This is a genomic window from Streptomyces parvus (genome assembly GCF_032121415.1).
In the GTDB taxonomy this organism is placed as follows: domain Bacteria; phylum Actinomycetota; class Actinomycetes; order Streptomycetales; family Streptomycetaceae; genus Streptomyces; species Streptomyces globisporus_A.
Map to the genome: position 1 here is coordinate 5,350,751 of NZ_CP135079.1, position 26,380 is coordinate 5,377,130.

General features: G+C 71.4%; 25 protein-coding genes. 12 read left to right on the forward strand and 13 right to left on the reverse strand.

The window, feature by feature from the left end; genetic code table 11:
* Positions 1 to 59 precede the first annotated feature (59 nt).
* Entirely contained in the window at positions 60 to 680 is a 621-nt protein-coding gene (locus RNL97_RS25150; RefSeq protein WP_243315379.1) for a dihydrofolate reductase family protein, read from the reverse strand.
* A 296-nt stretch (positions 681 to 976) separates the two neighbouring features.
* Between RNL97_RS25150 and recA the strand changes: the two genes are divergently transcribed.
* Positions 977 to 2,110 carry a recombinase RecA gene (gene recA, locus RNL97_RS25155; protein ID WP_313751221.1) on the forward strand — a complete coding sequence of 378 codons (1,134 nt, stop codon included), beginning with the start codon at positions 977 to 979 and terminating at the stop codon, positions 2,108 to 2,110.
* Positions 2,111 to 2,113: 3 nt separating this feature from the next.
* Positions 2,114 to 2,866 carry a recombination regulator RecX gene (recX, locus tag RNL97_RS25160; RefSeq protein WP_243315383.1) on the forward strand — a complete coding sequence of 251 codons (753 nt, stop codon included), beginning with the start codon at positions 2,114 to 2,116 and terminating at the stop codon, positions 2,864 to 2,866.
* A gap of 46 nt (positions 2,867 to 2,912) precedes the next feature.
* Here recX and RNL97_RS25165 read toward each other — a convergent pair whose 3' ends face one another.
* The 9 genes from RNL97_RS25165 to RNL97_RS25200 form a co-directional block, all read right to left on the reverse strand.
* A complete protein-coding gene (locus RNL97_RS25165; protein ID WP_313751222.1) occupies positions 2,913 to 3,527 on the reverse strand; it encodes a DUF6197 family protein in 615 nt (204 codons plus the stop codon).
* Between the two features lie 189 nt (positions 3,528 to 3,716).
* Positions 3,717 to 4,160, reverse strand: coding sequence for a rhodanese-like domain-containing protein (locus tag RNL97_RS25170; RefSeq protein ID WP_391738619.1), 444 nt, complete (start codon positions 4,158 to 4,160; stop codon positions 3,717 to 3,719).
* Positions 4,157 to 4,744, reverse strand: coding sequence for a cupin domain-containing protein (locus tag RNL97_RS25175; protein WP_313751223.1), 588 nt, complete (start codon positions 4,742 to 4,744; stop codon positions 4,157 to 4,159). The genes RNL97_RS25170 and RNL97_RS25175 overlap by 4 nt, the downstream gene beginning before the upstream one ends.
* A 73-nt stretch (positions 4,745 to 4,817) precedes the next feature.
* Positions 4,818 to 4,904, reverse strand: coding sequence for a putative leader peptide (locus RNL97_RS33130; protein WP_311605579.1), 87 nt, complete (start codon positions 4,902 to 4,904; stop codon positions 4,818 to 4,820).
* Positions 4,905 to 4,991: 87 nt separating this feature from the next.
* A complete protein-coding gene (locus RNL97_RS25180) occupies positions 4,992 to 6,713 on the reverse strand; it encodes an FAD-dependent monooxygenase (RefSeq protein WP_030592212.1) in 1,722 nt (573 codons plus the stop codon).
* A 176-nt stretch (positions 6,714 to 6,889) separates the two neighbouring features.
* On the reverse strand, positions 6,890 to 7,831 hold the full coding sequence (locus RNL97_RS25185; RefSeq protein WP_030592210.1) for an amino acid ABC transporter permease: 942 nt from the start codon (positions 7,829 to 7,831) through the stop codon (positions 6,890 to 6,892).
* Positions 7,828 to 8,475, reverse strand: coding sequence for an amino acid ABC transporter permease (locus RNL97_RS25190; RefSeq protein WP_030592207.1), 648 nt, complete (start codon positions 8,473 to 8,475; stop codon positions 7,828 to 7,830). Before RNL97_RS25190 ends, RNL97_RS25185 begins: the two co-directional genes overlap by 4 nt.
* A 175-nt stretch (positions 8,476 to 8,650) precedes the next feature.
* Positions 8,651 to 9,574 carry a glutamate ABC transporter substrate-binding protein gene (locus tag RNL97_RS25195; RefSeq protein ID WP_030592204.1) on the reverse strand — a complete coding sequence of 308 codons (924 nt, stop codon included), beginning with the start codon at positions 9,572 to 9,574 and terminating at the stop codon, positions 8,651 to 8,653.
* A 32-nt stretch (positions 9,575 to 9,606) separates the two neighbouring features.
* Complete coding sequence (locus RNL97_RS25200; RefSeq protein WP_030592201.1) at positions 9,607 to 10,392, reverse strand: amino acid ABC transporter ATP-binding protein; 786 nt, start codon at positions 10,390 to 10,392, stop codon at positions 9,607 to 9,609.
* A 388-nt stretch (positions 10,393 to 10,780) separates the two neighbouring features.
* Here RNL97_RS25200 and RNL97_RS25205 point away from each other — a divergent pair, with 388 nt between their 5' ends.
* Both RNL97_RS25205 and RNL97_RS25210 read left to right on the forward strand, forming a co-directional pair.
* Positions 10,781 to 11,473, forward strand: a complete 693-nt coding sequence (locus RNL97_RS25205; RefSeq protein ID WP_030592200.1) for a response regulator transcription factor — start codon at positions 10,781 to 10,783, stop codon at positions 11,471 to 11,473.
* A gap of 20 nt (positions 11,474 to 11,493) precedes the next feature.
* Positions 11,494 to 12,888 carry a sensor histidine kinase gene (locus tag RNL97_RS25210; RefSeq protein ID WP_313751224.1) on the forward strand — a complete coding sequence of 465 codons (1,395 nt, stop codon included), beginning with the start codon at positions 11,494 to 11,496 and terminating at the stop codon, positions 12,886 to 12,888.
* 48 nt (positions 12,889 to 12,936) lie between these two features.
* On the opposite strand, the gene RNL97_RS25215 is transcribed toward RNL97_RS25210, so the two are convergent.
* Positions 12,937 to 13,938, reverse strand: coding sequence for a TAXI family TRAP transporter solute-binding subunit (locus RNL97_RS25215; protein ID WP_313751225.1), 1,002 nt, complete (start codon positions 13,936 to 13,938; stop codon positions 12,937 to 12,939).
* 137 nt (positions 13,939 to 14,075) lie between these two features.
* Between RNL97_RS25215 and miaB the strand changes: the two genes are divergently transcribed.
* The gene (gene miaB, locus RNL97_RS25220) at positions 14,076 to 15,596 is read left to right on the forward strand and encodes a tRNA (N6-isopentenyl adenosine(37)-C2)-methylthiotransferase MiaB (protein WP_050500213.1); all 1,521 of its coding nucleotides are present in this window, start codon (positions 14,076 to 14,078) and stop codon (positions 15,594 to 15,596) included.
* Between the two features lie 85 nt (positions 15,597 to 15,681).
* Positions 15,682 to 16,422 (forward strand): class III extradiol dioxygenase subunit B-like domain-containing protein, encoded by a 741-nt coding sequence (locus RNL97_RS25225; protein WP_030592196.1) that lies wholly within the window; start codon positions 15,682 to 15,684, stop codon positions 16,420 to 16,422.
* Positions 16,423 to 16,530: 108 nt separating this feature from the next.
* Here RNL97_RS25225 and RNL97_RS25230 read toward each other — a convergent pair whose 3' ends face one another.
* Entirely contained in the window at positions 16,531 to 16,824 is a 294-nt protein-coding gene (locus tag RNL97_RS25230) for an antitoxin (protein ID WP_243315388.1), read from the reverse strand.
* 153 nt (positions 16,825 to 16,977) lie between these two features.
* On the opposite strand from RNL97_RS25230, the gene miaA reads away from it, so the two are divergent.
* The 6 genes from miaA to hflX all read left to right on the forward strand — a co-directional run bounded on the left by miaA (position 16,978) and on the right by hflX (position 25,030).
* Positions 16,978 to 17,916 (forward strand): tRNA (adenosine(37)-N6)-dimethylallyltransferase MiaA, encoded by a 939-nt coding sequence (miaA, locus tag RNL97_RS25235; RefSeq protein ID WP_030592194.1) that lies wholly within the window; start codon positions 16,978 to 16,980, stop codon positions 17,914 to 17,916.
* Positions 17,917 to 18,023: 107 nt separating this feature from the next.
* On the forward strand, positions 18,024 to 18,476 hold the full coding sequence (locus tag RNL97_RS25240; protein WP_010072354.1) for a hypothetical protein: 453 nt from the start codon (positions 18,024 to 18,026) through the stop codon (positions 18,474 to 18,476).
* A 135-nt stretch (positions 18,477 to 18,611) separates the two neighbouring features.
* Positions 18,612 to 19,478: a diaminopimelate epimerase gene (gene dapF, locus RNL97_RS25245; RefSeq protein WP_243315392.1), complete on the forward strand. Its 867-nt coding sequence runs from the start codon at positions 18,612 to 18,614 to the stop codon at positions 19,476 to 19,478.
* Positions 19,479 to 19,691: 213 nt separating this feature from the next.
* A complete protein-coding gene (locus tag RNL97_RS25250) occupies positions 19,692 to 21,848 on the forward strand; it encodes a RelA/SpoT family protein (protein ID WP_030581120.1) in 2,157 nt (718 codons plus the stop codon).
* Between the two features lie 84 nt (positions 21,849 to 21,932).
* Positions 21,933 to 23,378: a M1 family metallopeptidase gene (locus tag RNL97_RS25255; protein ID WP_243315393.1), complete on the forward strand. Its 1,446-nt coding sequence runs from the start codon at positions 21,933 to 21,935 to the stop codon at positions 23,376 to 23,378.
* 131 nt (positions 23,379 to 23,509) lie between these two features.
* Positions 23,510 to 25,030: a GTPase HflX gene (gene hflX / locus RNL97_RS25260; RefSeq protein ID WP_243315394.1), complete on the forward strand. Its 1,521-nt coding sequence runs from the start codon at positions 23,510 to 23,512 to the stop codon at positions 25,028 to 25,030.
* 91 nt (positions 25,031 to 25,121) lie between these two features.
* On the opposite strand, the gene RNL97_RS25265 is transcribed toward hflX, so the two are convergent.
* Positions 25,122 to 26,294, reverse strand: a complete 1,173-nt coding sequence (locus RNL97_RS25265; protein ID WP_243315395.1) for a trypsin-like serine peptidase — start codon at positions 26,292 to 26,294, stop codon at positions 25,122 to 25,124.
* Positions 26,295 to 26,380 lie beyond the last annotated feature (86 nt).

A 26,380-nucleotide genomic window follows, 5' to 3' on the forward strand; every position in this document is an offset into this window, starting at 1 on the left:
ATCCGTCAGGTTCCGCAGGTGGTCGACGGCCAGGCCGGGCCACCGGGGAGGGCGTCGGGTCAGGACAGGACGCGGTAGGTCACATGGGTCACCCCGTCCCCCGTGCGCGCCTCGACCTGCTCGAGATCCAGTGACGGTACACCGTCGAAGAGGCGGGTGCCGGCGCCGAGCGTGAACGGCACGATATGCAGGCGCAGCTCGTCGATCAGGCCCGCGGCCAGGTACTGGTTGATGGTCCGTGCGCCGCCGTGGATCGACACGTCGCGCTCTCCGGCGGCCTCGCGGGCCCGGCGGAGCGCGGACTCGATGCCGTCGGTGACGAAGTGGAACGTGGTGCCGCCGTCCATGGGCTGCGGGTCGCGCGGATGGTGGGTGAGCACGAAGACGGGCGCGTGGTACGGAGGATTGCCACCCCACCAGCCCTTCCACGCGCGATCCCACGTGCCGCGTACGGGGCCGAACATGTTGCGGCCCATGATGAAGGCGCCGACCGTCGCCAGCCGGTCGAGTTCGGCCTGGCGCAGCTCGGGCGTCGCGAACATCCACGAGTGCAGCCGGTCGCCCCAGCCGTCGCCGCCGTCCTCGCCGAACGGACGCTGTTCGCTCTGGTCGAGCCCTGCCGAGTATCCGTCCACGGAGATCGAGAGGTCGCAGGTGACTCTGGCTGAATGTCCGGTCATGATGCCGTCCTCCCGCGGCGACCTTGCGGCGCCTGCGCGGTGAACCGCCGGATGCGGTTGTCATGGGGTAGACCGCTGAGGGCCCGCGAACTCATCGCGCCGCCGTCTCGCCGCTCCCGTGTGGTGCGCTTGACACGGAAATCGAACATCCATTCTGATGGGATTCCGGCCGGGTTTTCCCGGGCCCGGCCAATGGAGTTGTCCACAGGTCGGGAGGACGTCGAGGCCCATTGTCAGTGGCAGGGGTTAGCGTCTGTGACGTGAAGCGATCGACTCAAGCAAATCGGGTGGAACCCATGGCAGGAACCGACCGCGAGAAGGCGTTGGACGCCGCACTCGCACAGATTGAACGACAGTTCGGCAAGGGTGCGGTGATGCGCCTCGGTGAGCGGCCGAACGAGCCCATCGAGGTCATCCCCACGGGATCGACCGCCCTCGACGTCGCCCTCGGCGTCGGCGGTCTGCCGCGCGGCCGTGTGGTGGAGGTGTACGGACCGGAGTCGTCCGGTAAGACGACGCTGACGCTGCACGCCGTGGCGAACGCGCAGCGCCAGGGCGGCTCGGTGGCCTTCATCGACGCCGAGCACGCCCTCGACCCCGAGTACGCGAAGAAGCTCGGCGTCGACATCGACAACCTCATCCTGTCCCAGCCGGACAACGGCGAGCAGGCGCTGGAGATCACCGACATGCTGGTGCGCTCGGGCGCGCTGGACCTGATCGTCATCGACTCCGTGGCGGCCCTGGTGCCCCGTGCGGAGATCGAGGGCGAGATGGGCGACTCGCACGTGGGTCTCCAGGCCCGACTGATGAGCCAGGCCCTCCGCAAGATCACCAGTGCGCTCAACCAGTCCAAGACCACCGCGATCTTCATCAACCAGCTCCGCGAGAAGATCGGTGTGATGTTCGGCTCCCCGGAGACCACGACCGGTGGCCGGGCGCTGAAGTTCTACGCCTCGGTGCGCCTCGACATCCGCCGGATCGAGACGCTCAAGGACGGCACCGACGCGGTCGGCAACCGCACCCGCGTCAAGGTCGTCAAGAACAAGGTCGCCCCGCCGTTCAAGCAGGCGGAGTTCGACATCCTCTACGGCCAGGGCATCAGCCGCGAGGGTGGACTGATCGATATGGGCGTGGAGCACGGCTTCGTCCGCAAGGCCGGCGCCTGGTACACGTACGAGGGCGACCAGCTCGGCCAGGGCAAGGAGAACGCCCGCAACTTCCTCAAGGACAACCCCGACCTCGCCAACGAGATCGAGAAGAAGATCCTGGAGAAGCTGGGAGTCGGTGTCCGCCCGGACGCCGCCGCCGCCGGCGAGCCCGGAGCGGACGCGGCCGCGGCCGCGGCACCGGCGGCCGACGCGGCGGCGAAGCCGGCGGCCACCGCGACCACCAAGGCCAAGCCGGCCAAGACCGCGGCGGCCAAGAGCTAGGCCGTGACGCGTCGTACGGAGTGGCCGGACAGCCCTGCCGAGCCCGGCGGTGACGCCGGATCGGGTGACGGGCCCACCGAAGCGTTCGCCGCCGCGCGGGGGGCGGCAGCGGGCGATGCCGAGGTGCGGTCCGGGCACCGCTCACGCGGTGGATCGGGCGCCGGGAGCGGATTCGGCCAGGGAGCGGGCCGCCGTGCCCGCTCCGGCACCAGAAGCAGCGGCTCCCCCTCCTCGTCGAGGGCCGAGAAGGGGGAGCCGCGTGACCCGGTCGAGCAGGCGCGCAACATCTGCCTGCGGCTGCTCACCGGGACACCGCGGACGCGCAAACAGCTCGCGGACGCCCTGCGCAAGCGGGAGATCCCGGACGAGGCGGCCGAGGAAGTGCTCTCCCGCTTCGAGGACGTCGGGCTGATCGACGACGCGGCGTTCGCCGGGGCATGGGTGGAGTCCCGGCACCACGGCCGAGGGCTCGCGCGCCGTGCCCTCGTCCGTGAGCTGCGGACGAAGGGCGTGGACTCGGCGGTGATCGACGAGGCGGTAGGGCAGCTCGACTCGGACCAGGAGGAGGAGACGGCGCGCGAGCTCGTGGCCCGCAAGCTCCGCTCCACACGGGGCCTGGACCGGGACAAGCGGCTGCGCCGCCTGGCGGGGATGCTCGCCCGCAAGGGATACGGGGAGGGCATGGCCCTGCGGGTGGTGCGTCAGGCGTTGGAGGAGGAGGGCGAGGAGACGGAGGGTCTGGACGAGCCTTTCTGAAGCCGGTCCCCTGACACGAGTTCCTCCGGCAGGTATCGCCCAGCGGTTACTGTCCGGCCAGGGAGGTGCGGCGGATGGTGGCGTCGAGGAGGGCCAGGGCGTCGGCGGCGGTGCGGCCGGGATGCCGGTTCCAGGGGCCGATCAGCCCCGGCCACCCCTGCGCGCGCAGTTCCGTGATGAGCCAGGCGCCGGCCCGGTCCACAGTGTCGAGCGAGCCGTAGCCGAGACGGTGCGCGGAGATCATCGCGCCGCAGACACAGCGTGCTCCTCGGGCGTTCCGCAGCCGGTACGGGGTGTTCTGCCAGCCCCACTCAACCAGGATCTGCCGTGCGTAGCCGAGATGGGTCGAGGGGCGCAGGTCGCTCTGCCCGACCCGCCGCCAGAGGTGGACGCGGTCGGGCAGCATCGCCCCCAGCCGTCCGGGCAGCGGTCGCTGGTGCGGAGGCGGCGCGGGGAGAGCCCGCAGAGTGTCGTCGATCAGCCGGTCCACGGGTACGGACAGCAGGCTCCGCCAGTCGGAGGGCCTCGCAGGTCCGGGAGCGGGGGTGGGATCGGCGGCGGTGTACTCCCAGCCCGTGACGATCTGCTGCCACGCCTGGGTGTCGTGCAGCCGGGCAGCCTGGCCGTCGAGCTGATCGGGGGTGAGGACAGCGGTCGCCATATGCGGTCATCTCCGTACATTTCGGTCCTCTGTGTGAGGTGAATGTCGGTCACGCGCGGCGATTGCTCCAGTGGAACGTGGCGTTCGGGTGGGTGGCAGCAGAGGTCTGGCGCCTGACCTCGGGTGTCAGGCGCCAGGTGCCGAGAATCGAGTGTGGGGGGACGGGTGCCGGTTTGGGCGGCCCGGGCGTCAGGCGGAGACGACCGGGAGTCCCGCCGCGCGCCACGCCTGGAAGCCGCCGATCAGGTCGGTGGCCCGGTGCAGTCCCAGCTGCCGCAGCGAGGCGACCGCGAGGCTGGAGGCGTATCCCTCGTTGCAGATGACGACGACCTGGAGGTCGTGGCCTACCGCCTCGGGGGCGCGGTGGCTGCCCTGCGGGTCGAGCCGCCACTCCAGTTCGTTGCGTTCGACGACCAGCGCGCCGGGGATCAGGCCGTCCCGGTCTCGGAGGGCCGCGTACCGGATGTCCACGAGCAGGGCCCCGGCCTCCGCGGCTGCGGCGGCCTCGCGCGGGTCGATCCGGTCGTAGCCGGCCCTGACCCGCTCCAGCAGCTCGTCGATGCCCACCGGTGCAGGGTCCGTCACGGATTCGCTCCCCCTCGGGTGCCCGACCGTGTTCCCGTTCTCGCTCACTGCCAGTCCTCGGGGCTCTCGGTCTGCTCCAGCCGGAGCACCGCACCGGTGCGGCTGAACCGGCGGATCCGCGGCAGCGGCGGGTAGTAGGCATGGACGGAGACCGCGTGCACGTCCTCGGACTCGTTGAGGACCTCATGGACGTGGTTCTGCCCGAAGGCCCGGCCCTGACCGGTGGCCAGCTCCCTCGACCGGTCCACCCCGTCCGTCAGCTCCAGCTTTTTCCAGCCGTCGGTGGGCAGCCGCACGGCCAGCGAGTGCTCCTTGAGGGCGCCGGCCGCCGTCGTGAACGCGCCGATCGAGTCGGCGTGATCGTGCCAGCCCGTACCGGTGCCGGGCGGCCAGCCGATCAACCACGCCTCGCTGCCGCCGGGGCCGTCGAGCCGGATCCAGGTGCGCCCGTCCGGATCGAGGGGCAACGAGGCGATGAGCGCCTCGTCCCGGGCGGTGCTGCGGACGAACTCCAGCAGCTCCGCGATCGTCGGCGCGGCGGCGGATGTGGCAGACGAGGAAGCGGAGGACGCGGGGGCGGAAGGAGAAGGCACCGAGCCGGCCGTGGGCACGGCGGAGTGAGGGGAAGACACGAGGACCGTCCTGAGAGTTCGCGCGGGGTTCCGGCCGTGCGGAAAGCGGCACGGGCCGGCAGAGGGAGGCGATTCAGCAGGACGGGCGACACACGCAGCCCGCGTAGCGGACGAGGTCCATATGGACCCTCCGCCACAGGCGCACATCGGTGTCGGTCATGATCTGGAGTACACCACGCGTGCCCGTGACGGTCAATGTGCGTCCCGGCCACGGCCGAGACCTGTGCGGTCCCTGACGGACCACCGGTCAGCGGTGCCCGGCAGTCCTCTCGGCGTGGACCCGCCCCCGGGGCAGCTTCTCGCCCCCGGTCTCCCGGCCGGTGCTCTCTCGGCCCTCGTTCTCCCCGCCCTCCTCCGCCGCGTGCTCCCGCCCCCCGCGGGGCGCGCCGCCCAGCGCGGCCTGGGCCGCGGTGAACAGCTCCGCGGGCCGTACGCCGCCGAACGCCGCCACCAGATGCCCGTCCGGCCTGACCAGCAGGACGGTATGGGCCGATGCCCCCGGATAACTCTCGGTGACCAGCAGCTCCGTCGTACCGGGGAGCGCCGCCACGGCGTCCGTGAGGCGGGGCATGACACCCGCGGTCTGCCAGTGCCGCCGGTCCCAGACGCCGGTCCCCGGAGCGACCAGGATCACCAGCGGATGGCCCTGCCCGAGCCGCTCCCGCAGCCGTGTCGTCGTTCCGTCCGGCGCGGCCACCGTCACATCGGCGACCGGCGCACCGGGGGGCGTACCGACCACGGTGTGCGCCTCGGCGTGCGGTGGTGAAAGGGGGGAGTGCGAGTACGAAGGGGGCGCACCCAGCGCTCCGCGGCCCAGGTGGCCGTCGGCGAGGAGGGTGTCGTGACCGCGTGCGGCGCCCGGGACCAGGGTCCGCAGACCGCCTCCGCCGCGCAGTATCGGCAGCGACTGATCGGCGGCGCGCAACCGGGCGGCCACCGCGGCCCGCCGCTCCGCCTGATAGCTGTCGAGCAGTTGCTCGGCCGGACCGTGGTGCCAGGCGTGGGCCAGCTTCCAGGCCAGGTTCTCGGCGTCCCGGATGCCCTCGTCGAGCCCCTGCGTGCCCAGAGCGCCCAGCAGGTGTGCCGCGTCCCCCGCCAGGAACGCGCGCTGCTTGCGCCAGCGCCGGGCGAGCCGGTGGTGCAGCGTATGGACGCCGGTGTCCAGCAGTTCGTAGGCCGGGGTCTCGCCGCACCAGCCGGCCAGCGTGTCCCGGATCCGGGTGACCACCGCTTCGGGGGTGACCAGTTCGCCGCGCGGCGGCAGCAGCCAGTCCAGCCGCCAGACGCCGTTCGGCAGCGGCCGGGCGGAGACCTCCTCGCCGCCGGTCCGCCAGGGCGGCTGCCGGTGCAGAACGGCCTCGTCGGGCCAGGGCAGTTCGGCTCGCAGCGCGGCGACGGCATGCCGTTCCACCGCAGTACGGCCGGGAAACCGGATGTCCAGCAGCTTGCGCACGGTCGACCGGGCGCCGTCGCAGCCGACCAGATAGCTTCCGCGCCACCAGGTCGACCCCGGCTCCCTGGTGTGCACCGTGATGCCGTCGCGGTCCTGCTCCAGCGTGTCGATCCGGCTCATCGGCACCAGCCGGACCAGCGGTTCCTTGTCCACCGCCGCACGCAGCGCGGCGCTCAGCCCGTGCTGCGGCAGGTGCAGCGGCGAGGGAAGCAGCCCGGGGAGCGGCTCGCCGTCCTCGTCCGGCCGGCCCCCGCTCAGCGGCACCTCCCGGACCGACTGCTTCCGGCGCATCGAACGCCAGCCCGTCCACCGCAGCCCGACCCGGTCCAGCTCCCGGCAGCCGAGGCGGTCCACCAGGTCGGCGGTGTCCTCGCGGAGCACGACCGTGCGGGCGGGCCGGGACTCCTCCTCGCCGGGGCCCTCGTCGAGGAGCACCGAGGGGACGCCCTGGGCGGCGAGGGCCAGCGACAGCGTCAGGCCGACGGGCCCGGCGCCGACGACGATCACCGGGTCCACAGCGCGTACCCTCCGGCCCTTACGGTCATGCGGAACGTGGCAGAAGTAGCCGGGTGCGTGATCACAGAACGTATGCAACCCACTGGTGGTGCTTGCGTCAAGTGACCGAGGCAGCGACGCGTGCGCCGCTGCCTCGAATGCTCCTGCCGGGAGGGGCCGACAAGGCCCCGGGGAGATCAGTCCTTCGTCACTCCGGCCCCAGCGGCACCATCGGCCGTCGAGCCTGCGCCCCCTGCGCCCCCGGCCTCCGGGCCGGGAACGGCCTCCACCGTGGGGATGTCGGCGGTCTGCACGCCGGGCGCCACCTTGATGCCGGTCTTGGCCCGGCGGCCGCGCTTCTCGATCCACGTCGCCAGCGCCGAGAGCAGCAGACACATCGCGATGTAGATCGTGCCGATGACGACGATCGTCGAGACGTACGGGTACTGGCCGTTCACCTGGGTGTTGGAGGCGATCAGCCGCGCGGTCTGGAGCAGCTCCGGGTACAGGATGATGAAGCCGAGCGAAGTGTCCTTGAGGGTCACCACGAGCTGGCTGATGATCGTCGGCAGCATCGAACGGATCGCCTGCGGCATCAGGACGGTCGTCATGACCTGCGTCTTGCTCATGCCGAGGGCGTACGCGGCCTCGCTCTGGCCCTTGGGCACCGAGTTGATCCCGGCGCGCAGCACCTCGGCCTGGACGCAGCCGTTGTAGACGGAGAGGCCCGCCGCCAGCGCCCACATCGAGTAGTCGGTGAGGAAGCCGACCCAGATCGCGTAGATGGTGATCAGCAGCGGCAGCGAGCGGAACAGCTCGATGAAGGTGGTCGCCACCCAGCGGACCGGCTTGTGGTCGGAGAGCCGGCCCACCGCCAGGAGCACGCCGAGGACCAGCGAACCGACCGCGGCGAGACCGAATGCCTTGAGCGTCGCGAGCACCGCGTCGGCGATGTTCTGCCGGATGCCCGCGTAGTTGAAGATGTCCCACATCTCGGGGGCGAGGTGCCCCTTGTCGGCCAGCCGCATGATGCTGACGGCGATCAGCGCCACGATGGCGAGGCTGCCGACGACGGCGTAGATCCGGTTGCGGACGACGGCCTTGGGACCCGGGGCGTCGTAAAGAACGCTGGCGCTCATCGGGCGACCTCCATGCGACGCTCCAGCAGCCGGAAGAGGCCGCTGATGGTAAAGGTGATGATCAGGTACCCGATGGCCACCCAGATGAAGACGGGGACGATGTCGTAGCCCTTGTCACTCATCAGCTTCTGCCAGCCGAACAGTTCGGCGTTGCTGAAGGCGCCGGCGATCGCGGAGTTCTTCGTCAGGGCGATGAAGATGCTGCTCAGCGGCGGGATGACCGTCCGCGTCGCCTGGGGGAGCACCACGATCTGCAGGGTCTGGGCGAACGTCATGCCGATCGAGCGCGCGGCCTCCGCCTGTCCCAGCGGCACGGTGTTGATGCCGGAGCGGACCGCCTCGCAGACGAAGGACGAGGTGTAGAAGCCGAGGGCCAGGGAGCCGAGGACGAACGGGCTCATCCCCGGGAAGAGGATCTCCGGCACCACGAAGAAGAAGATCAGGAAGAGCAGGGTCAGCGGGGTGTTGCGCATCAGCGTGACCCACGCGGTGCCGAAGAACCGCAGCGGCGGCACCGGCGAGACCCGGAATCCGGCGACGACGACACCGAGAACCAGGGCGATAAGCGAGCTGACGGCGGTGATCGACACAGTTCCTATGAAGCCGTCGCGGAACGCTGGGAAATTGTCGAGCAGTACGTTCATGAGGTCTCCGCGTCGGCGGTCGTCGGCATCGGGGCAGGGGAAGGAGCGCCCCGTTCGCTCGCCGCCCTCGGGGAGAGGGGGACGGCGGCGGCGTACGGGACGCCTGGGTCACTCGCGGGGGCGTCGTGACGGTGTCGGCGTTCGGGCGCCCGACGGGGCCGGGCGCCCGAGGGCGTCAGTAACGCTCGATGGCCGGCGGGTCGACGAAGTCCGAACCGGACAGGCCGAGGGTGGCCTCGTAGATCTTCTTGTACGTGCCGTCCTTGACGCGGTCCTCCAGCGACTTGCTGATGGCCTCGCGGAGCACCTTGTCGTCCTTGTTCAGACCGATACCGTAGGGCTCGTCGGTGAACGGCTTGCCGACGACCTTGAGCTTGCCCTTGTTGGCCGCGGCGTAGCCCTTGAGGATCGAGTCGTCGGTGGTGACGGCGTCGACCTGCTTGGTCAGCAGCTGCTGCACGCAGTCGGAGTACTTGGCCAGCTCGACGACGCTCGCGCCGTACTCCGGCTTCTTGATCTCCTGCAGCGGCGTGGAGCCGACGATCGAGCAGACCTTCTTGCCCTTCACCGACTCCTTGCCGGTGATCGAGGTCTCGTCCTTGCGCACCAGGAGGTCCGCGCCGGCCTTGTAGTACGGACCGGCGAAGCCGACCTGCTTCTTGCGCTCGTCGTTGATCGTGTAGGTGCCGACGTAGTAGTCGACCTGGCCCTTGGAGATGGCCGTCTCACGGACGCCGGAGTCGACGGTCTTCCACTCGATCTGCTTCTCCGAGAAGCCGAGGTCGGCCGCGACCATCCTGGCGATCTCGATGTCGAAGCCCGAGCGCTCCTTGGTCGCCTGGTCCTCGAAGCCGAGGTACGGCTGGTCGGCCTTGGCGCCGATGATGAGCTTGCCGCGCTGCTTGGCCTTCTTGAAGACCGGGGAGTCGAGGGCGACGTCCTTGGCGGCGGTGTACGTGGGCAGCTCGGGGGCGCCCGAGGCGCCCGGCTGGGTACCGCCCGGTTTGTCACCGGCGGAACCCTCCTTGCCGCCACACGCGGTCGCGGTCAGGGCGAGGACGGCGATGGCCGCCACGGCGGCGGACTTGCGGAGCTTCATGTGAACAATCCTTAGGTCGTAGGTCGTGGTCGTCAGTGGTGAAGGATCTTCGACAGGAAGTCCTTGGCCCGGTCGCTGCGCGGATTGCTGAAGAACTGGTCGGGCGCCGCCTCTTCGACGATCTTCCCGTCCGCCATGAACACGACGCGGTTGGCGGCGGACCGGGCGAAGCCCATCTCGTGGGTGACGACGATCATCGTCATCCCGTCCCTGGCCAGCTGCTGCATGACTTCGAGGACCTCGTTGATCATCTCCGGGTCGAGCGCCGACGTGGGCTCGTCGAAGAGCATGACCTTCGGGTCCATCGCCAACGCCCGTGCGATCGCGACGCGTTGCTGCTGACCACCGGAGAGCTGCGCCGGGTACTTGTCGGCCTGTACGCCGACGCCCACCCGGTCGAGCAGAGTCCGGGCCTTCTCCTCCGCAGCCTTCTTGTCGGCCTTGCGGACCTTGATCTGACCCAGCATGACGTTCTCCAGCACCGTCTTGTGTGCGAAGAGATTGAACGACTGGAAGACCATGCCCACGTCGGCACGCAGCCTGGCCAGCTCCTTGCCCTCCTGGGGCAGGGGCTTGCCGTCGATCGAGATCGCTCCCGAATCGACCGTCTCCAAGCGGTTGATCGTGCGGCACAGCGTGGACTTGCCGGACCCGGAAGGCCCGATGACGACCACGACCTCGCCACGGGCGATGGTCAGGTCGATGTCCTGGAGCACATGCAGCGCGCCGAAGTGCTTGTTGACGTTGCTCAGTACGACCAGGTCGTTGGCCACGGGCGCGGCATCCTCGGCGGCCTTGGTCACTGAAACTCCGCTCATCGGCTTCTTGCTCCGTCCTCCTCGGTTGAACAAGGACCCTAATGACGCAGTGCGACCAACGTCATTACATCTGAGCGGAAATTGAGCATAACGATCCGGCGGCAACCGGACACTCCGTGTGAACAGGACGCCCGGCGCCGCCCCGGGGCGTACCGGGTGCGTAACGGAAACCCCGCTGTAACCGGCAGACTCTTGACTGGTGTGCCGTTCATCGGCGTGGATGCCTTGAGCGGGGTCGACGCGGAGCGTCGATGAACGGAAGATCGCTCCAAGGGTCTTCCGGATGAAGCAGGGTGAAACGCGGGATAACACCCCGTGACAGCGTGCAACGGTTGCACGTATGAGCCCGAGGAGCCGGACGGCCCCGGGAGAGACGGAGAGGAGGGTCATGAGACTGCTGCTCGTCGAGGACGACGACCATGTCGCGGCGGCCCTGTCCGCCGTGCTCGCCCGGCACGGATTCCAGGTCGTGCACGCCCGCAACGGCGAGGAGGCCCTGCGCGCGCTGCTGCCCGCCGACAAGGAGCCCTTCGGGGTGATCCTCCTCGACCTCGGCCTGCCCGACCAGGACGGCTACGAGGTGTGCGGCAAGATCCGCAAGCGCACCGCGACCCCCGTGATCATGGTCACCGCCCGCGCCGACGTGCGCTCACGCATCCACGGCCTCAACCTCGGCGCCGACGACTACGTCACCAAGCCGTACGACACCGGCGAGCTGCTCGCCCGGATCCACGCGGTCGCCCGGCGCACCTCCGCGGGCGAGGACACCGCCCCGACCCCCGTCGCCGCCCTGCGCCTCGGGCCGGTCGCCATCGAGCTGCCGACCCGCCGGGTCAGCGTCGACGGTGAGGAAGTCCAGCTCACCCGCAAGGAGTTCGACCTGCTGGCCCTCCTCGCCCAGCGCCCCGGCGTCGTCTTCCGCCGCGAGCAGATCATCAGCGAGGTCTGGCGCACCAGCTGGGAGGGGACCGGACGCACCCTGGAGGTCCACGTCGCCTCGCTGCGCTCCAAGCTGCGGCTGCCCACCCTGATCGAGACCGTGCGGGGCGTCGGCTACCGGCTCGTCGCGCCGTCGGCGTAGCCGGCGGGTACGTTTCCCCGGTGCGCTCCCGTCTGCTCCCGCTGCTCATCGTCCTGATGGCCGCAGTCCTGGTCACCCTCGGCTTCCCGCTCGCGATCAGCGTGGCCGCCGCCGAGCAGCAGCGCCTGGTGATCGACCGGATCGACGACACCGCGCGGTTCGCCGCCCTGGCCCAGTCCATCACCGACACCTCCCCGGACAGCGAGGAGCGCCGCCGCACCCTCCAGACCGACCTGGAGGTCTACGCCTCGGTGTACGACATCCGCGCCGGTGTCTTCTTCCAGGACAACCGGGCCCTGGCCAAGGCGCCCGGGTCCTGGGGCCTGCCCGCCGAGGGGGAGGGGCGCACGGCCTTCGACGAGGCGCTGCTCGGCCGGCGCTCGCACGATCCGCCGCAGGTCTGGCCCTGGCGCGACGGGCGTGTCGTCGTCGCCTCGCCCGTGGTCCGCGACGGCGACGTGGTCGCCGTGGTCGTCATCGACTCGCCCACCGGCGAGATGCGGTCCCGGATCGTGCGGACCTGGCTGCTCATCGGCCTCGGCGAGGCACTGGCCCTGCTGGTGGCGGTCGCCGCGGCGGTCCGGCTCACCGGCTGGGTCCTGCTGCCCGTCCGGACCCTGGACGCGGCCACCCGCGACATCGCCGGGGGCCGCATGCGCTCCCGCGTCGCCGCCTCCGCCGGGCCGCCGGAGCTCCGGCACCTGGCCCGCTCCTTCAACGAGATGGCGGACAACGTCGAGGACGTGCTGGAGCAGCAGCGCGCCTTCGTCGCCGACGCCTCGCACCAGCTGCGCAACCCGCTCGCCGCCCTGCTGCTGCGCATCGAGCTGCTCGCTCTGGAGCTGCCCGAGGGCAGCGAGGAGATCGCGGCCGTACGCACCGAGGGCAAGCGGCTGGCCCGGGTCCTCGACGACCTCCTGGACCTCGCACTGGCCGAGCACGCCGAGGCGGACCTCCAGCTGATCGACATCGTCCCGCTCGCCGCCGAGCGGGTCGCGTCCTGGCGCCCGATGGCGGACCGGGAGGGCGTGCGTCTCACCCTGGAAGGCGCCCCGGCCGCCACCGCCTGGGCGGACCCCGTGGCGCTCTCCAGTGCCCTGGACGCGGTGATCGACAACGCTCTGAAGTTCACCCCGGCCGGGGAGGACGTCACCGTCACCGTCGCCGCCGGAACTCGTACCGCGACCGTCGTGGTCGCCGACCGGGGCCCCGGCCTCACCGAAGCGGAGCTGGAACGGGTCGGGGACCGCTTCTGGCGCAGCACCCGCCACCAGAACGTCAGCGGATCGGGGCTTGGCCTCTCCATCTCCCGGGTGCTGCTCGCGGCGGGCGGCGGCTCGATCGCGTACGAGCACCACGCACCGCACGGCCTGCGGGTGACTGTCTCGCTGCCCCGCGAACGGCCGGGCGGCTGAGCGGGGAATCCCCAGGTCAGGAGGGCGTGCGCCCTCACCAAGGAGCGGTCAGGGCTTCACCGAGCGGTAGTAGTCCTTGGCCCCTTCGTGCACGTCCAGCGGATCCGTGTAGATCGCCGTCCGCAGGTCCACCAGCTGCGCCGCGTGGACCTCACGGCCGATCCGGTCCCGACTGTTGATCACCGTCCGGGTGAAGGCCTCGGTCATGGCCGCGTCCGTACGGTCGGTCGTGACGAGCAGATTGGCGACGGCGACCGTGGGCACCGACTGGCCCTGCTGGGCCTCCGGATAGGCGTCGGCGGGCATCATGGCCGACCGGTAGAAACGGGTGGGGCCGGTCGCCGCCTGCAACTTCGCGACCAGGTCGGCCTCCAGCGGCACCAGCCGGATGTCGAAGCGCTCCGACAGCTCCTGCACGGCGGCGGTCGGCAGCCCGCCCGACCAGAAGAAGGCGTCCAACTGGCCCTGCGTCAGGCGTACGGGCATCGTGTCGATACCCACCGGCACCGGGGTGATGTCGTCGGCCGGATCGAGCCCCGCCGCTTTCAGCAGCCGGTCCGCGACCAGCCGCACCCCGGAACCCTCCTGGCCGACGCCCACCCGCTTGCCCCGCAGATCGGAGGCGCTGCGGATGTCGGAGTCGCGGGGGACGACCAGCTGGACGTAGTCGTCGTACAGCCGGACGCAGCCGCGCAGCCGCTGGGCCCCCTGCCTGCCGTCGCGCAGATAGGTGGCCACGGCGTCGGCCGTCGCGATGGTGAAGTCCGCCTCGCCCGTCGCCACCCGGGCGAGGTTCTGCTGCGACCCCTCGCTGGTCCGCAGCCGTATGGCCACCTCCGGCATGTCCTTGGCGAGCGCGTCCTCCAGCCGCTCCCCGTACCGCTGGTAGACGCCGCTGGGCACCCCGGTGGAGAAGGTGAGCGGACCGCTCGGATCCCCCTCGTCCCCCTGGGGCTGCAGCCACCACGCGAGCAGCCCGAGCACGACCGCGAGCACGGCGCCCGTCTGCAGGGTGCGCCGGCGGCCGAATCGGGACAGAGCGTGGTGCATGCGCGCGATCCTGCCAGCTCACCCACCCCCCTGGCCAGGCTCGCCCATGAGGCCCGCCCCACAGTCGGCGGCGGAGAGGAGAGGGGCAGGGCACGGGGCAGGAGGGGCGCCGCCCGGCAACCGCCTACCCTTGTCCCATGAGCAGCGGCAACCGGAGCGAAGCAGTGGACGTCCAGAAGAGCTACGAGGTGCGCACCTACGGGTGCCAGATGAACGTCCACGACTCCGAACGGCTGTCGGGTCTCCTGGAGGGCGCCGGTTACGTCCGCGCCCCCGAAGGCTCCGACGGCGACGCCGACGTCGTCGTCTTCAACACCTGCGCGGTGCGGGAGAACGCCGACAACAAGCTGTACGGGAACCTCGGCCGCCTCGCGCCGATGAAGACCAAGCGCCCCGGGATGCAGATCGCCGTCGGCGGCTGTCTCGCGCAGAAGGACCGCGACACCATCGTCAAGCGGGCCCCCTGGGTCGACGTCGTCTTCGGCACGCACAACATCGGCAAGCTGCCCGTCCTCCTGGAGCGCGCCCGCATCCAGGAAGAGGCGCAGATCGAGATCGCCGAGTCCCTGGAGGCCTTCCCCTCCACGCTCCCCACCCGCCGCGAGTCCGCCTACGCCGCGTGGGTCTCCATCTCGGTCGGCTGCAACAACACCTGCACCTTCTGTATCGTCCCGGCGCTGCGCGGCAAGGAGAAGGACCGCCGCACCGGCGACATCCTGGCCGAGATCGAGGCGCTGGTCGCCGAGGGCGTCTCCGAGGTCACCCTCCTCGGCCAGAACGTCAACGCGTACGGCTCCGACATCGGCGACCGCGAGGCCTTCTCCAAGCTGCTGCGCGCCTGCGGAAAGATCGAGGGCCTGGAGCGGGTCCGCTTCACCTCGCCGCACCCCCGCGACTTCACCGACGACGTCATCGCCGCCATGGCCGAGACGCCCAACGTGATGCCGCAGCTCCACATGCCGATGCAGTCGGGATCCGACACCATCCTGAAGGCGATGCGCCGCTCCTACCGCCAGGAGCGCTTCCTCGGGATCATCGAGAAGGTGCGCGCCGCGATGCCGGACGCCGCCATCTCCACCGACATCATCGTGGGCTTCCCCGGCGAGACCGAGGAGGACTTCGAGCAGACGATGCACGCCGTCCGTGAGGCGCGGTTCGCCAACGCGTTCACCTTCCAGTACTCCAAGCGCCCCGGGACCCCGGCCGCCGACATGGACGGCCAGATCCCCAAGGAGGTCGTGCAGGAGCGGTACATGCGCCTGTCCGCCCTCCAGGAGCAGATCTCCTGGGACGAGAACAAGAAGCAGGTCGGCCGCACTCTGGACGTCATGGTCGCCGAGGGCGAGGGCCGCAAGGACGGCGCCACCCAGCGCCTCTCCGGCCGCGCGCCCGACAACCGCCTGGTCCACTTCACGCAGCCCGAGAAGGCCGTGCGCCCGGGTGACGTCGTGACCGTCGAGATCACCTACGCCGCCCCGCACCACCTGCTCGCCGAGGGCGCCCCGCTCGCCGTACGGTCCACCCGCGCGGGCGACGCTTGGGAGAAGCGCACCACCGAGGCCGCCGCGAAGCCCGCCGGAGTGATGCTGGGCCTCCCCGGCATCGGCGCCCCCGACCCGCTCCCGGCCACCGCGGCCCCGGCCTGCGGCATCGGCTGAGGGCCCGGGGCGCGCCGCGCAGGGGCCGGCTGACGCCCCTACGGGGCCGACCGGCTCGCGCCCGTCGGCAAGTACGCTGACCGGCATGCTTGTCGCCGCCGCCGTCTGTCCCTGTCCGCCACTCCTGGTGCCCGAGGTCGCCGCCGGGGCCGCCCCCGAGCTCGACGCCGCGCGTGACGCGTGCTTCGGCGCCGTGGGCGTGCTCGCCGCCGCGCGACCGGACCTGCTCGTCGTCGTGGGGCCCGGCGACAAGCCTTCCGGACCCGGCGAACACCCGAGCGTCGGGCCTTACCCGCCCGGTGCGCACGGTTCCTTCCGGGGCGTCGGCGTGGACCTCGACGTGACGCTCGGCCACGCGCCCGAGGGCGCCACGACGGCGGGCCGCCCGCTGCCGCAGTCCCTCACGGTGGGCGCCTGGCTGCTGGGCCGGGCCCACTGGACGGGCGCTCCCGTGGAAGGGCTCGCCCTGTTGCAGACGGCGGCCCCGGGGGACTGCGCGGAGGCCGGCCGCGCCGTTGCCGGACGCGCCGACCGGGTCGCGCTCCTGGTGATGGGCGACGGCAGTGCCTGCCGCACGCTCAAGGCCCCCGGCTATCTCGACGACCGGGCGGCCGCGTTCGACGCCCGGGCCACCGAGGCGCTCGGCTCCGCGGACCTCGACGCCATCGCGGCGCTAGACGCCACGCTCGCCCGCGAGCTCAAAGCGGCCGGCCGGGCCCCCTGGCAGCTGCTCGGCGGCGCCGCGCGGGACGCCGGGCTCGCCGGACGGCTGCTGTACGAGGACGCCCCGTACGGCGTCGGCTACACGGTCGCCGCCTGGTCCTGAGGAGACGGGTCCTGGGGAGACCGGTCCTGAACAGGCAGGTCCCGAACAGACCGGCGGCGGGCCCGGAGCGCTGGGCTCCGGACCCGCCGCCGGGGCAGGACCGCTGCGTCAGGGAGCGGGCGGCGGCGGAGGAGGCGTGTTGCCGGGGGTGCTCCCGGGTGCCGGGGCACCGGGGGTTCCGGGTGTGCCGCCGTCCTTCTGGCCCAGCTTGTCCACGGCCTCCTTGGCCTTGCGCGTACCCGAATCGATCTTGTCGCTGTACTTGCCCTTGGTCTTCTGGTCGACCGTGCGCGCGGCCTTGTCGAGGCCCTGCTCGATCTTGCCCCCGTGCTGCTGCGCGAGGTCGCCGACCTTCTCCTTGGCCGGCCCCAGCTTGGCCTTCAGGTTGTCCAGGAACCCCATTGGGTCACCTTCCGTGCAGTGTGGAGGACTGTCTTCGCGGGAACGTTCTCCCGCCCCCATTGTCCGTCACCTGTCCGTTCCTGCCGTTTTTACTCCTCCGACGGTGCCACCCGGTGTGTTCGGGAGGGCCCGGATTTTTGGGAGACTGTCCAGGTGACCCCTCCCCACCCCACCCCCCGTGTCATCACCGTCGTAGGCCCCACAGCGGCCGGAAAGTCGGATCTGGGGGTCTTTCTCGCCCAGCGGCTCGGCGGCGAGGTGATCAACGCCGACTCCATGCAGCTCTACCGGGGGATGGACATCGGCACGGCGAAGCTGACACTCCCCGAGCGCGACGGGGTGCCGCACCGCCTGCTGGACATCTGGGACGTCACCGAGGCCGCCAGCGTCGCCGAGTACCAGCGCCTGGCCCGCCGGGAGATCGACCGGCTGCTCGCCGAGGGGCGCACCCCCGTCCTGGTCGGCGGCTCCGGGCTGTACGTGAAGGGCGCCATCGACGCCCTGGAGTTCCCCGGTACGGACCCCGAGGTGCGCGCCCGCCTCGAAGCGGAGCTTGCCGAGGGCGGCTCCGGCGTCCTGCACGCACGACTCGCCGCCGCCGACCCGGAAGCCGCCCGGTCCATCCTGGCGAGCAACGGCCGCCGCATCGTCCGCGCCCTCGAGGTCATCGAGATCACCGGCAAGCCCTTCACCGCCAACCTCCCCGGTGACGAGCCGGTCTACGACGCCCTCCAGATCGGCGTCGACGTGGAGCGCCCCGAGCTGGACGAGCGCATCGCCCTGCGCGTCGACCGGATGTGGGAGGCCGGACTCGTGGACGAGGTGCGCGCCTTGGAGGCGTCCGGGTTGCGCGAGGGCCTCACCGCCTCACGGGCCCTCGGCTACCAGCAGATCCTCGCGGCGCTCGCGGGGGAGTGCACCGAGGACGAGGCGCGGGCCGAGACCGTGCGCGCCACCAAGCGCTTCGCCCGCCGTCAGGATTCGTGGTTCCGCCGCGACCCGCGTGTCGTGTGGCTCGGAGGCGGAGACCATGACCGGGGGGAACTCCCGCACCGGGCACTGACGTTGGTCGAACGAGCGGTCACAGCCTGATCACGTGATGGCATCGGGAAGCTCCGCCCGTCAATTCGGTGCCCGGGACCGTGCCATCATCGAGCATCGATCCACCAGTGGAGTCCGAGTTGGGAGGGCGCGTGGCGATGGAGGCCGGCCCTCGCGACACGGAGCAGCGCGACACAGAGCACGAGGTGCCGTCACCGCGGGAGACCGCGGGACGGCTGAGCCCCGACGGGCCCGACGAGCAGGACGTGACCCCCGAGGTCGAGGTCGAGCTGCGGCCCACCCGCAAGCTGCGGATCTGGCAGCTCGCCCCCATCGTCATGCTGGCCGCGGTCGGCTCGCTGATGTTCGCCTTCCCGCTCGCCTTCGAGTTCGGTGACGGCGGTGCCATCGTCGCCATGCTGGGGCTCCTGATCAGCTGCTGCGCGGCCGGCTGGGGCATGATGGCGGCCCGCCGCGTGGGTCACACCTGGCCCGGACTGCCTTCCCGCGGCTCGGGCGACCGCCCCGACTGGCGGGTGATCGCGCTGTACGCCGCGACCGGCCTCGCCCTGGTCGCCCTCGCCGTCTGGCGCGTGGCCCGGCTGCGCTGACGGCCGCGGGCCCGCGCGACGAGCCCTCGTCGCCCCGTGGGCCGGCCCGGACGGCGAAGCCGATCGCACGGGCGACGGCCCGGGCCGCGGGGTCTGCCGGAGCGGGTTGTCGGCGCCGCCTCGTACAGTGGGCGTGTGAGCACCTCGCAGATCGCCTTCCTCAAGGGTCACGGCACCGAGAACGACTTCGTGATCGTCCCGGACCCGGACAACGCCCTCACGCTGCCCGCCGTCCTGGTCGCCCGGCTCTGCGACCGCCGGGCCGGTATCGGCGGCGACGGACTGCTGCACGTCGTGCGGTCCGCCGCGCACCCCGAGGCGCGGTCCATGGCGGACGAGGCCGAGTGGTTCATGGACTACCGCAACGCGGACGGCTCGATCGCCGAGATGTGCGGCAACGGCGTGCGTGTCTTCGCGCACTACCTCCAGCGCGCCGGCCTCGTCGAGGAGGGCGACCTGACCGTCGCGACCCGGGGCGGCCCCAAGCGCGTGCACCTCGCCAAGAACGGCGACATCACCGTCTCCATGGGACAGGCCCTGCTGCCCGAGGCGAGCGTCACGGTCAGCGTCGACGGCCGCAGCTGGCCCACCCGCAACGTCAACATGGGCAACCCCCACGCCGTCGCGTTCGTCGACGACCTGGACCACGCGGGCGATCTGGTCACCGCCCCGCCCTTCACCCCCGAAGCGGTCTACCCCGAAGGCGTCAACGTCGAGTTCGTCGTCGACCGGGGCCCGCACCACGTCGGCATGCGCGTCCATGAGCGCGGCTCCGGCGAGACCCGCTCCTGCGGCACCGGGGCCTGCGCGGTCGCCGTCGCCACCGCCCGCCGGGACGGCGCCGACCCCGCGGTGACCGGACTCCCCGTCACGTACCGGGTGGATCTCCCCGGGGGCACCCTCGTCATCACCGAGCACCCCGACGGCGCGGTCGAGATGACGGGTCCCGCCGTGATCGTCGCCGAAGGCGTCATCGATCCGGCCTGGCTCGAAACCGCCTGAGCATTGGCTCGACGCTTTCGGTGGAACGGCTCTTTGCCTTCCGAAGCAGGGCTTGCTCGAAACGGTGATCGGTCCGGGCTTCGCTCGAATGGGTGATCCGTTTCACGCTGGGCGAGAGCTGGACTGCGCCACGTGGTGGGCTCGGTAGCATCAAGCACCGGCCCCGAGGCGCATCCAGCCCTCGCCCCGCCGGTCGAGTCGCCGGAGGTGCCCATGAGTGCAGAGGCCGCCGATCCGGGCGCCCCCCTTCGCAGGCGGAGCCGCCCCCGGATCGATCTGCGCAGACTGGGCCGGGTGGCACTGCGCGGCCCGGTCTCCCGCGACCGGCTGCCCGACGCCATCAGCCATGTCGCCGAGGCACACCGCGCCCACCACCCCGACGCCGACCTGACCATCCTGCGCCGGGCCTACGTCCTCGCGGAGTCCTCGCACCGCGGTCAGATGCGCAAGAGCGGCGAGCCGTACATCACGCATCCGCTGGCCGTCACGCTGATCCTCGCCGAGCTGGGAGCGGAGACCACCACGCTCACCGCCTCGCTGCTCCACGACACCGTCGAGGACACGGAAGTGACGCTCGATCAGGTCAAGGAGCAGTTCGGCGACGAGGTCTGCTATCTCGTCGACGGCGTCACCAAACTGGAGAAGGTCGACTACGGCGCCGCCGCCGAACCGGAGACCTTCCGCAAGATGCTCGTCGCCACCGGCAACGACGTCCGGGTCATGTCCATCAAGCTCGCGGACCGGCTGCACAACATGCGCACCCTCGGGGTGATGCGCCCCGAGAAGCAGGCCCGGATCGCCAAGGTCACCCGTGACGTCCTCATCCCGCTCGCCGAACGGCTCGGTGTGCAGGCGCTCAAGACCGAGCTGGAGGACCTGGTCTTCGCGATCCTGCACCCCGAGGAGTACGAGGAGACCCGCGCCCTCATCGCCGCGGCGACGGGCCCGGACGACCCCCTCGAAACCATCGCCGACCATGTGACCCACACCCTGCGCGACGCGGGCATCAGCGCCGAAGTCCTCATCAGGCCACGCCACTTCGTCTCCGTGAACCGGGTCCGCAGGAAACGCGGCGAACTGCGCGGCACCGACTTCGGGCGGCTGCTCGTCCTGGTCGGCGAGGACGCCGACTGCTACGCCGTCCTCGGTGAACTGCACACCTGCTTCACCCCGGTGATCTCCGAGTTCAAGGACTTCATCGCCGCCCCCAAGTTCAACCTCTACCAGTCGCTGCACACCGCCGTCGTCGGCCCCGAAGGGGCCGTCGCCGAAGTCCTCATCCGTACGCACCGGATGCACAAGGTCGCCGAAGCGGGCGTCGTCGCGCTGGGCAATCCGTACGCCCAGGACCCCGCCGCGGACCCGCAGACCGAGCCGTCCGACGAGCGCGCCGACCCCACCCGGCCCGGCTGGCTCTCCCGGCTGCTGGACTGGCAGGAATCCGCCACCGATCCCGACACCTTCTGGACCACCCTGCGCGACGACCTCGCCCAGGACCGCGAGATCACCGTCTTCCGCACCGACGGCGGCACCCTCGGGCTGCCCGCCGGAGCCAGCTGCGTCGACGCCGCCTACGCCCAGTACGGCGACCTGGCCCACACCGCCATCGGCGCCCGGGTCAACGGCCGCCTCGCCACCCTGAGCACCGTCCTCAGCGACGGTGACACCGTGCAGCTGCTGCTCGCCCAGGACACCGCCTCCGGCCCCTCGCCCGACTGGCTCGACCACGCGCGCACCCCTGCCGCCCGGATCGCGATCACCGGCTGGTTCAGCGACCACCCGGACGAGGCGAAGCCCGACCCGGAGACCGTCGAGGCGACCGGACCCGGCGCTCAGAGCGAGCCCTCCCCGGAACGCGAGGCTCCGGTAGCCCCGGCCCGCAGCCGGTCCGGGCCCCGCGCCCCGGGCGTCGTCGTCGAGGGGCCGAACGCCCCGGTACGCCTGGCCGGCTGCTGTACGCCGGTGCCCCCCGACGAGCTGACCGGCTTCGTCGTCCGGGGCGGCGCGGTCACCGTGCACCGCCGGGAGTGCCCCGCCGTCGCCGCGATGCAGGAGATCGGCCGTGCCCCGGTCGCGGCCCGCTGGGCGGACGGGGAGGGCCGGGAGGCCGACGCGGGCTGCCGGGTCACCCTGGTCGCCGAATCGTTCGGCCGCCCCCGGCTCCTCGCCGACCTCACCGAGGCCATCGCCACGGCCGACGCGGCGATCGTCTCCGCCACCGTGGAACCCCCCAGCGAACAGCGGGTCCGCCACACCTACACCCTCCGGCTCCCCGACGCGGCCGGCCTTCCCGGCCTGATGCGAGCCATGCGCGACGTCGCCGGGGTCTACGACGTCAGCCGCGCCCAGCACCCGGCCCCGACGGGCTGAGCCGCCTCGCACCACCCGTCCTCGTTCGGGTGGTGCGGCGCGCGGCTCCCCGGCCGGGCGCCCCCACGCTGATAGCGGTAGTCCATGCCGCTCATGACCCGCCGCCTGCGCGCCGCCCTGCTGGCGACCGCCTCGGCCACCCTCGTCGCCGCCGCTCTGCCCGCCCCCGAGCCCCTGGGTATCGGCGACCGGCTCTTCCCCGAGCTGGGCAACCCCGGATACGACGTCCTCGCGTACGACATCGCCTTCACCTACCACGGCTCCAACACCAAGCCCCTGGACGCCGTCACCAAGATCCGCGCTCGCACCACCGCCCCGCTGGACCGGATCAACCTCGACTTCGCCCGGGGGACCGTCCAGGGCGTCGAGGTCAACGGGCAGAGCGCCGACTTCGGCAGCAAGAGGGAGGACCTCGTCCTCCAGGCACCCCGCCGCCTCCCCGCGGGCGCACCGCTGAACATCACCGTCCGGCACACCAGCGACCCGAGCGGATCCGGGGACGACGGCGGCTGGGTGCGTACCGCCGACGGGCTCGCCATGGCCAACCAGGCCGACGCCGCCCACCGCGTCTTCCCCGGCAACGACCACCCCTCCGACAAGGCGTACTTCACCTTCCGGATCACCGCCCCGCACCGGCTGACGGCGGTCGCGGCCGGGCTGTCCACCGGGAAGACCCGGCACGGCTCCTCGATCACCTGGACCTACCGCACCGAGCACCCCATGGCCACCGAACTGGCCCAGGTCTCCATCGGCAGCTCCGCCGTCGCGCACCGCACAGGACCGCACGGGCTGCCGGTACGCGACGTCGTCCCGGCTGCCGACCGGAAGAAGCTGGAGCCCTGGCTGAGGAAGACCCCGGCCCAGCTGGAGTGGATGGAGCAGCGGGTCGGCCGCTACCCCTTCGAGACGTACGGGGTGCTCGTCGCCGACAGCCCCATCGGGTTCGCCCTGGAGACCCAGACGCTGTCGCTGTTCGGGAAGTCCTTCTTCACCGAGCCCGCCTACCCGGAGTGGTACGTCGACTCGGTGATGATCCACGAGCTGGCCCACCAGTGGTTCGGCAACAGCGTCTCGCCCGCGAGCTGGTCCGACCTGTGGCTCAACGAGGGACACGCCAGCTGGTACGAGGCCCGGTACGCCGAGGAGAACGGCGGCCCGACCCTGGAACGCCGGATGCGTGAGGCGTACGAGCTGTCCGACGGCTGGCGCGCGGACGGCGGTCCTCCGGCGCACCCGGACGGCCCGGCTCCGGGGAAGAAGCTCAGCCTGTTCCGCCCGGTGATGTACGACGGCAGCGCGCTGGTGCTCTACGCACTGCGCCAGGAGATCGGCGAGGCCGCCTTCGACCGGCTGGAGCGCACCTGGGTCCGGGTGCACCGGGACTCCACGGCGACCACCGCGGACTTCACCCGGCTGGCGTCCGGTATCGCCGGCCGCGACCTGACCGCCTTCTTCGACGGCTGGCTGCACGGCGGGAAGACCCCGCCGATGCCCGGGCACCCGGACTGGAGCAGCGCGAAACCCGCGTGACGGGCCCGGTGGGTCCGTGCCACTATCGACGCGTCGGCGCGGCGGACCGCACCGGAGTTCCCCGAAGGGAATCATCCGGGAAGATCACACGTTGCAACTGACGTAAAGACTTCTATCGACGTAAGGATCCAATGACCTCCTCTTCTTCCCTTCCCCAGGACGCGCAGGACGCGCAGAGCGCTACGGAGAACACGACCGAGAGCCTCACCGAGGCCCGCCGGGCCGACGCCCTGATGGAAGAGGACGTCGCCTGGAGCCACGAGATCGACGGAGCCCGGGACGGCGACCAGCTCGACCGCTCCGAGCGTGCCGCCCTGCGGCGCGTGGCCGGTCTCTCCACCGAGCTCGAGGACGTCACCGAGGTCGAGTACCGCCAGCTGCGCCTGGAGCGCGTGGTGCTGGTGGGCGTCTGGACCTCGGGGACGGTGCACGACGCGGAGATCTCCCTCGCGGAGCTCGCCGCACTCGCCGAGACGGCGGGCGCCCAGGTGCTGGACGCGGTGTACCAGCGGCGCGACAAGCCCGACCCGGCGACCTACATCGGTTCGGGCAAGGCGCTGGAGCTGCGCGACATCGTGCTCGAATCCGGTGCCGACACCGTCGTCTGCGACGGTGAGCTGAGCCCCGGCCAGCTGATCCACCTGGAAGACGTCGTCAAGGTCAAGGTGGTCGACCGGACCGCCCTGATCCTCGACATCTTCGCCCAGCATGCCAAGTCCCGCGAGGGCAAGGCCCAGGTCTCGCTCGCGCAGATGCAGTACATGCTGCCCAGGCTGCGCGGCTGGGGCCAGTCGCTCTCCCGCCAGATGGGCGGCGGCGGTTCCAGCGGCGGTGGCGGAATGGCCACCCGTGGTCCCGGTGAGACCAAGATCGAGACGGACCGGCGGCGGATCCGCGAGAAGATGGCGAAGATGCGCCGGGAGATCGCGGAGATGAAGACCGGCCGCGAGATCAAGCGGCAGGAGCGCAAGCGCAACAAGGTGCCCTCCGTCGCCATCGCCGGATACACCAACGCGGGCAAGTCGTCGCTGCTCAACCGTCTGACCGGGGCCGGTGTCCTGGTGGAGAACGCCCTGTTCGCCACCCTGGACCCGACCGTCCGCCGGGCCGAGACGCCGAGCGGCCGCACCTACACCCTGGCCGACACCGTCGGGTTCGTCCGGCATCTGCCGCACCACCTCGTCGAGGCGTTCCGCTCCACCATGGAGGAGGTCGGCGAGTCCGATCTCATCCTCCATGTGGTGGACGGCTCCCACCCGGTGCCGGAGGAGCAGCTCGCCGCGGTGCGCGAGGTGATCCGGGACGTCGGCGCGGTGAACGTCCGAGAGATCGTCGTGATCAACAAGGCGGACGCAGCGGACCCCCTGGTCCTCCAGCGCCTCCTGCGCAACGAGAAGTACGCGATCACGGTCTCGGCCCGGACGGGCGAAGGCATCGAGGAGCTGCTCGCGCTCATCGACGCCGAGCTGCCCCGGCCGTCCGTCCAGGTCGAGGCGCTCGTGCCGTACATCCAGGGGGCCCTGGTCTCCCGGGTGCACTCCGAGGGCGAGGTGCTCTCCGAGGAGCACACCGCCGAGGGCACCCTGCTCAAGGCCCAGGTCCACGAGGAGCTGGCCGCCGAGCTGGAGACCTTCGCGCTCGCCGCGCACTGACGGCCGCGGGACCGTACGACAGCCGAAGGCCCGGCCCGGACCCCCTGAAGAGGTCCGGGCCGGGCCTTCGGCGTACGGCCGGGGTGCGGGGCTACCGACCGGCGAACTTGTCGCTCATCTTCGCGAAGGTGCGCCGGGCGTCCTCGCCGAGCCGCGGTCCGGCCAGCCAGCCCGAAGTGACCGGTCCGATCGAGGTGTTGGAGACCAGCATCGACTTCCCGTCCGGCCCGGCGACGAACCAGCCGCCGCCGGAGGAGCCGCCCGTCATGGTGCAGCCGATCCGGTACATGGTCGGGGTCCCCGGGGCGATCGAGAGCCGGCCGGGACGGTCGACGCACTGGTGCATCAGCAGACCGTCGTACGGCGGGCCCGCCGGGTAGCCCCAGGCGCCCATGCCGCTGATCTGCTGGATCTCCGGCGCGTCGAAGGAGACCTGCAGCGCGTTGCCCACCGTCTCCTCGAGGGACTTCGATCCGCTCGCAGGCTTCACATGCAGGACCGCGTAGTCGTACGGCGCACCGGCCCCGCCCGTCGGGCCGCCGCCGGAGATCCACTCGCCGGAGGACGCGGCCCAGTCCGCCCAGTAGGTGCCGTACGGGGCGACCTCCTGCGGCTGCGCGGTCCGCAGCTGCGCCGCGTTCTTGCCCTGGTCGTTGTACGAGGGCACGAAGACGATGTTGCGGTACCAGCCGCCGCCCGCACCCGCGTGCACACAGTGTCCGGCGGTCCACACGAGGTTGGACTTGCCGGGGTTCTCCGGGTCCTTCACGACCGTGCCCGAGCACACCATGGAGCCCTTGGGGGAGTCGAAGAAGACCTTGCCGACCGGGGCGGCGTACCGGTGGTAAGGCAGCTTCTCCGGCTTGGCCTGCACCGGGGCGGGCTCCGGGTCGCTGACATCCTGGCCGGCGGAGAGGTCACCGGCCGCCATCGTCTTGGCGGGCTCCTCCGCCGAGGCCATCCGCTCCGGCTTCCACAGGCCGTCGATGACCGGGTTGACGAAGTCCTCGGCCTCGCGGAGCCAGCCGTCCTCGTCCCAGTTCTTCCACTCCCCCTTCTTCCACTTCTCCGGGTCCACCCCGTGCTTCTTCAGGGCATCGCCCAGATCGCCGGGGAGACCGGTGGCGGGGTCCGTCTCGGCCGCCTCTCCGGTGGCCGACGGCTCGGCGGCCGCGGAGTCCTCCTCGGGGGCGCAGGCCGTGGCCGTCAGTGTGAGCGCCGCGACGAGGCCGGTGGCGGCCAGCAGCGGACGTATCGATCGCATGGAAGGAATCCCCCTGAACAGCTGGTTCGTGCGATGGCGCGCGACCTCGCCAGGCGCGGTGGCCCGGTCGCGGTCGTGCATTCTGT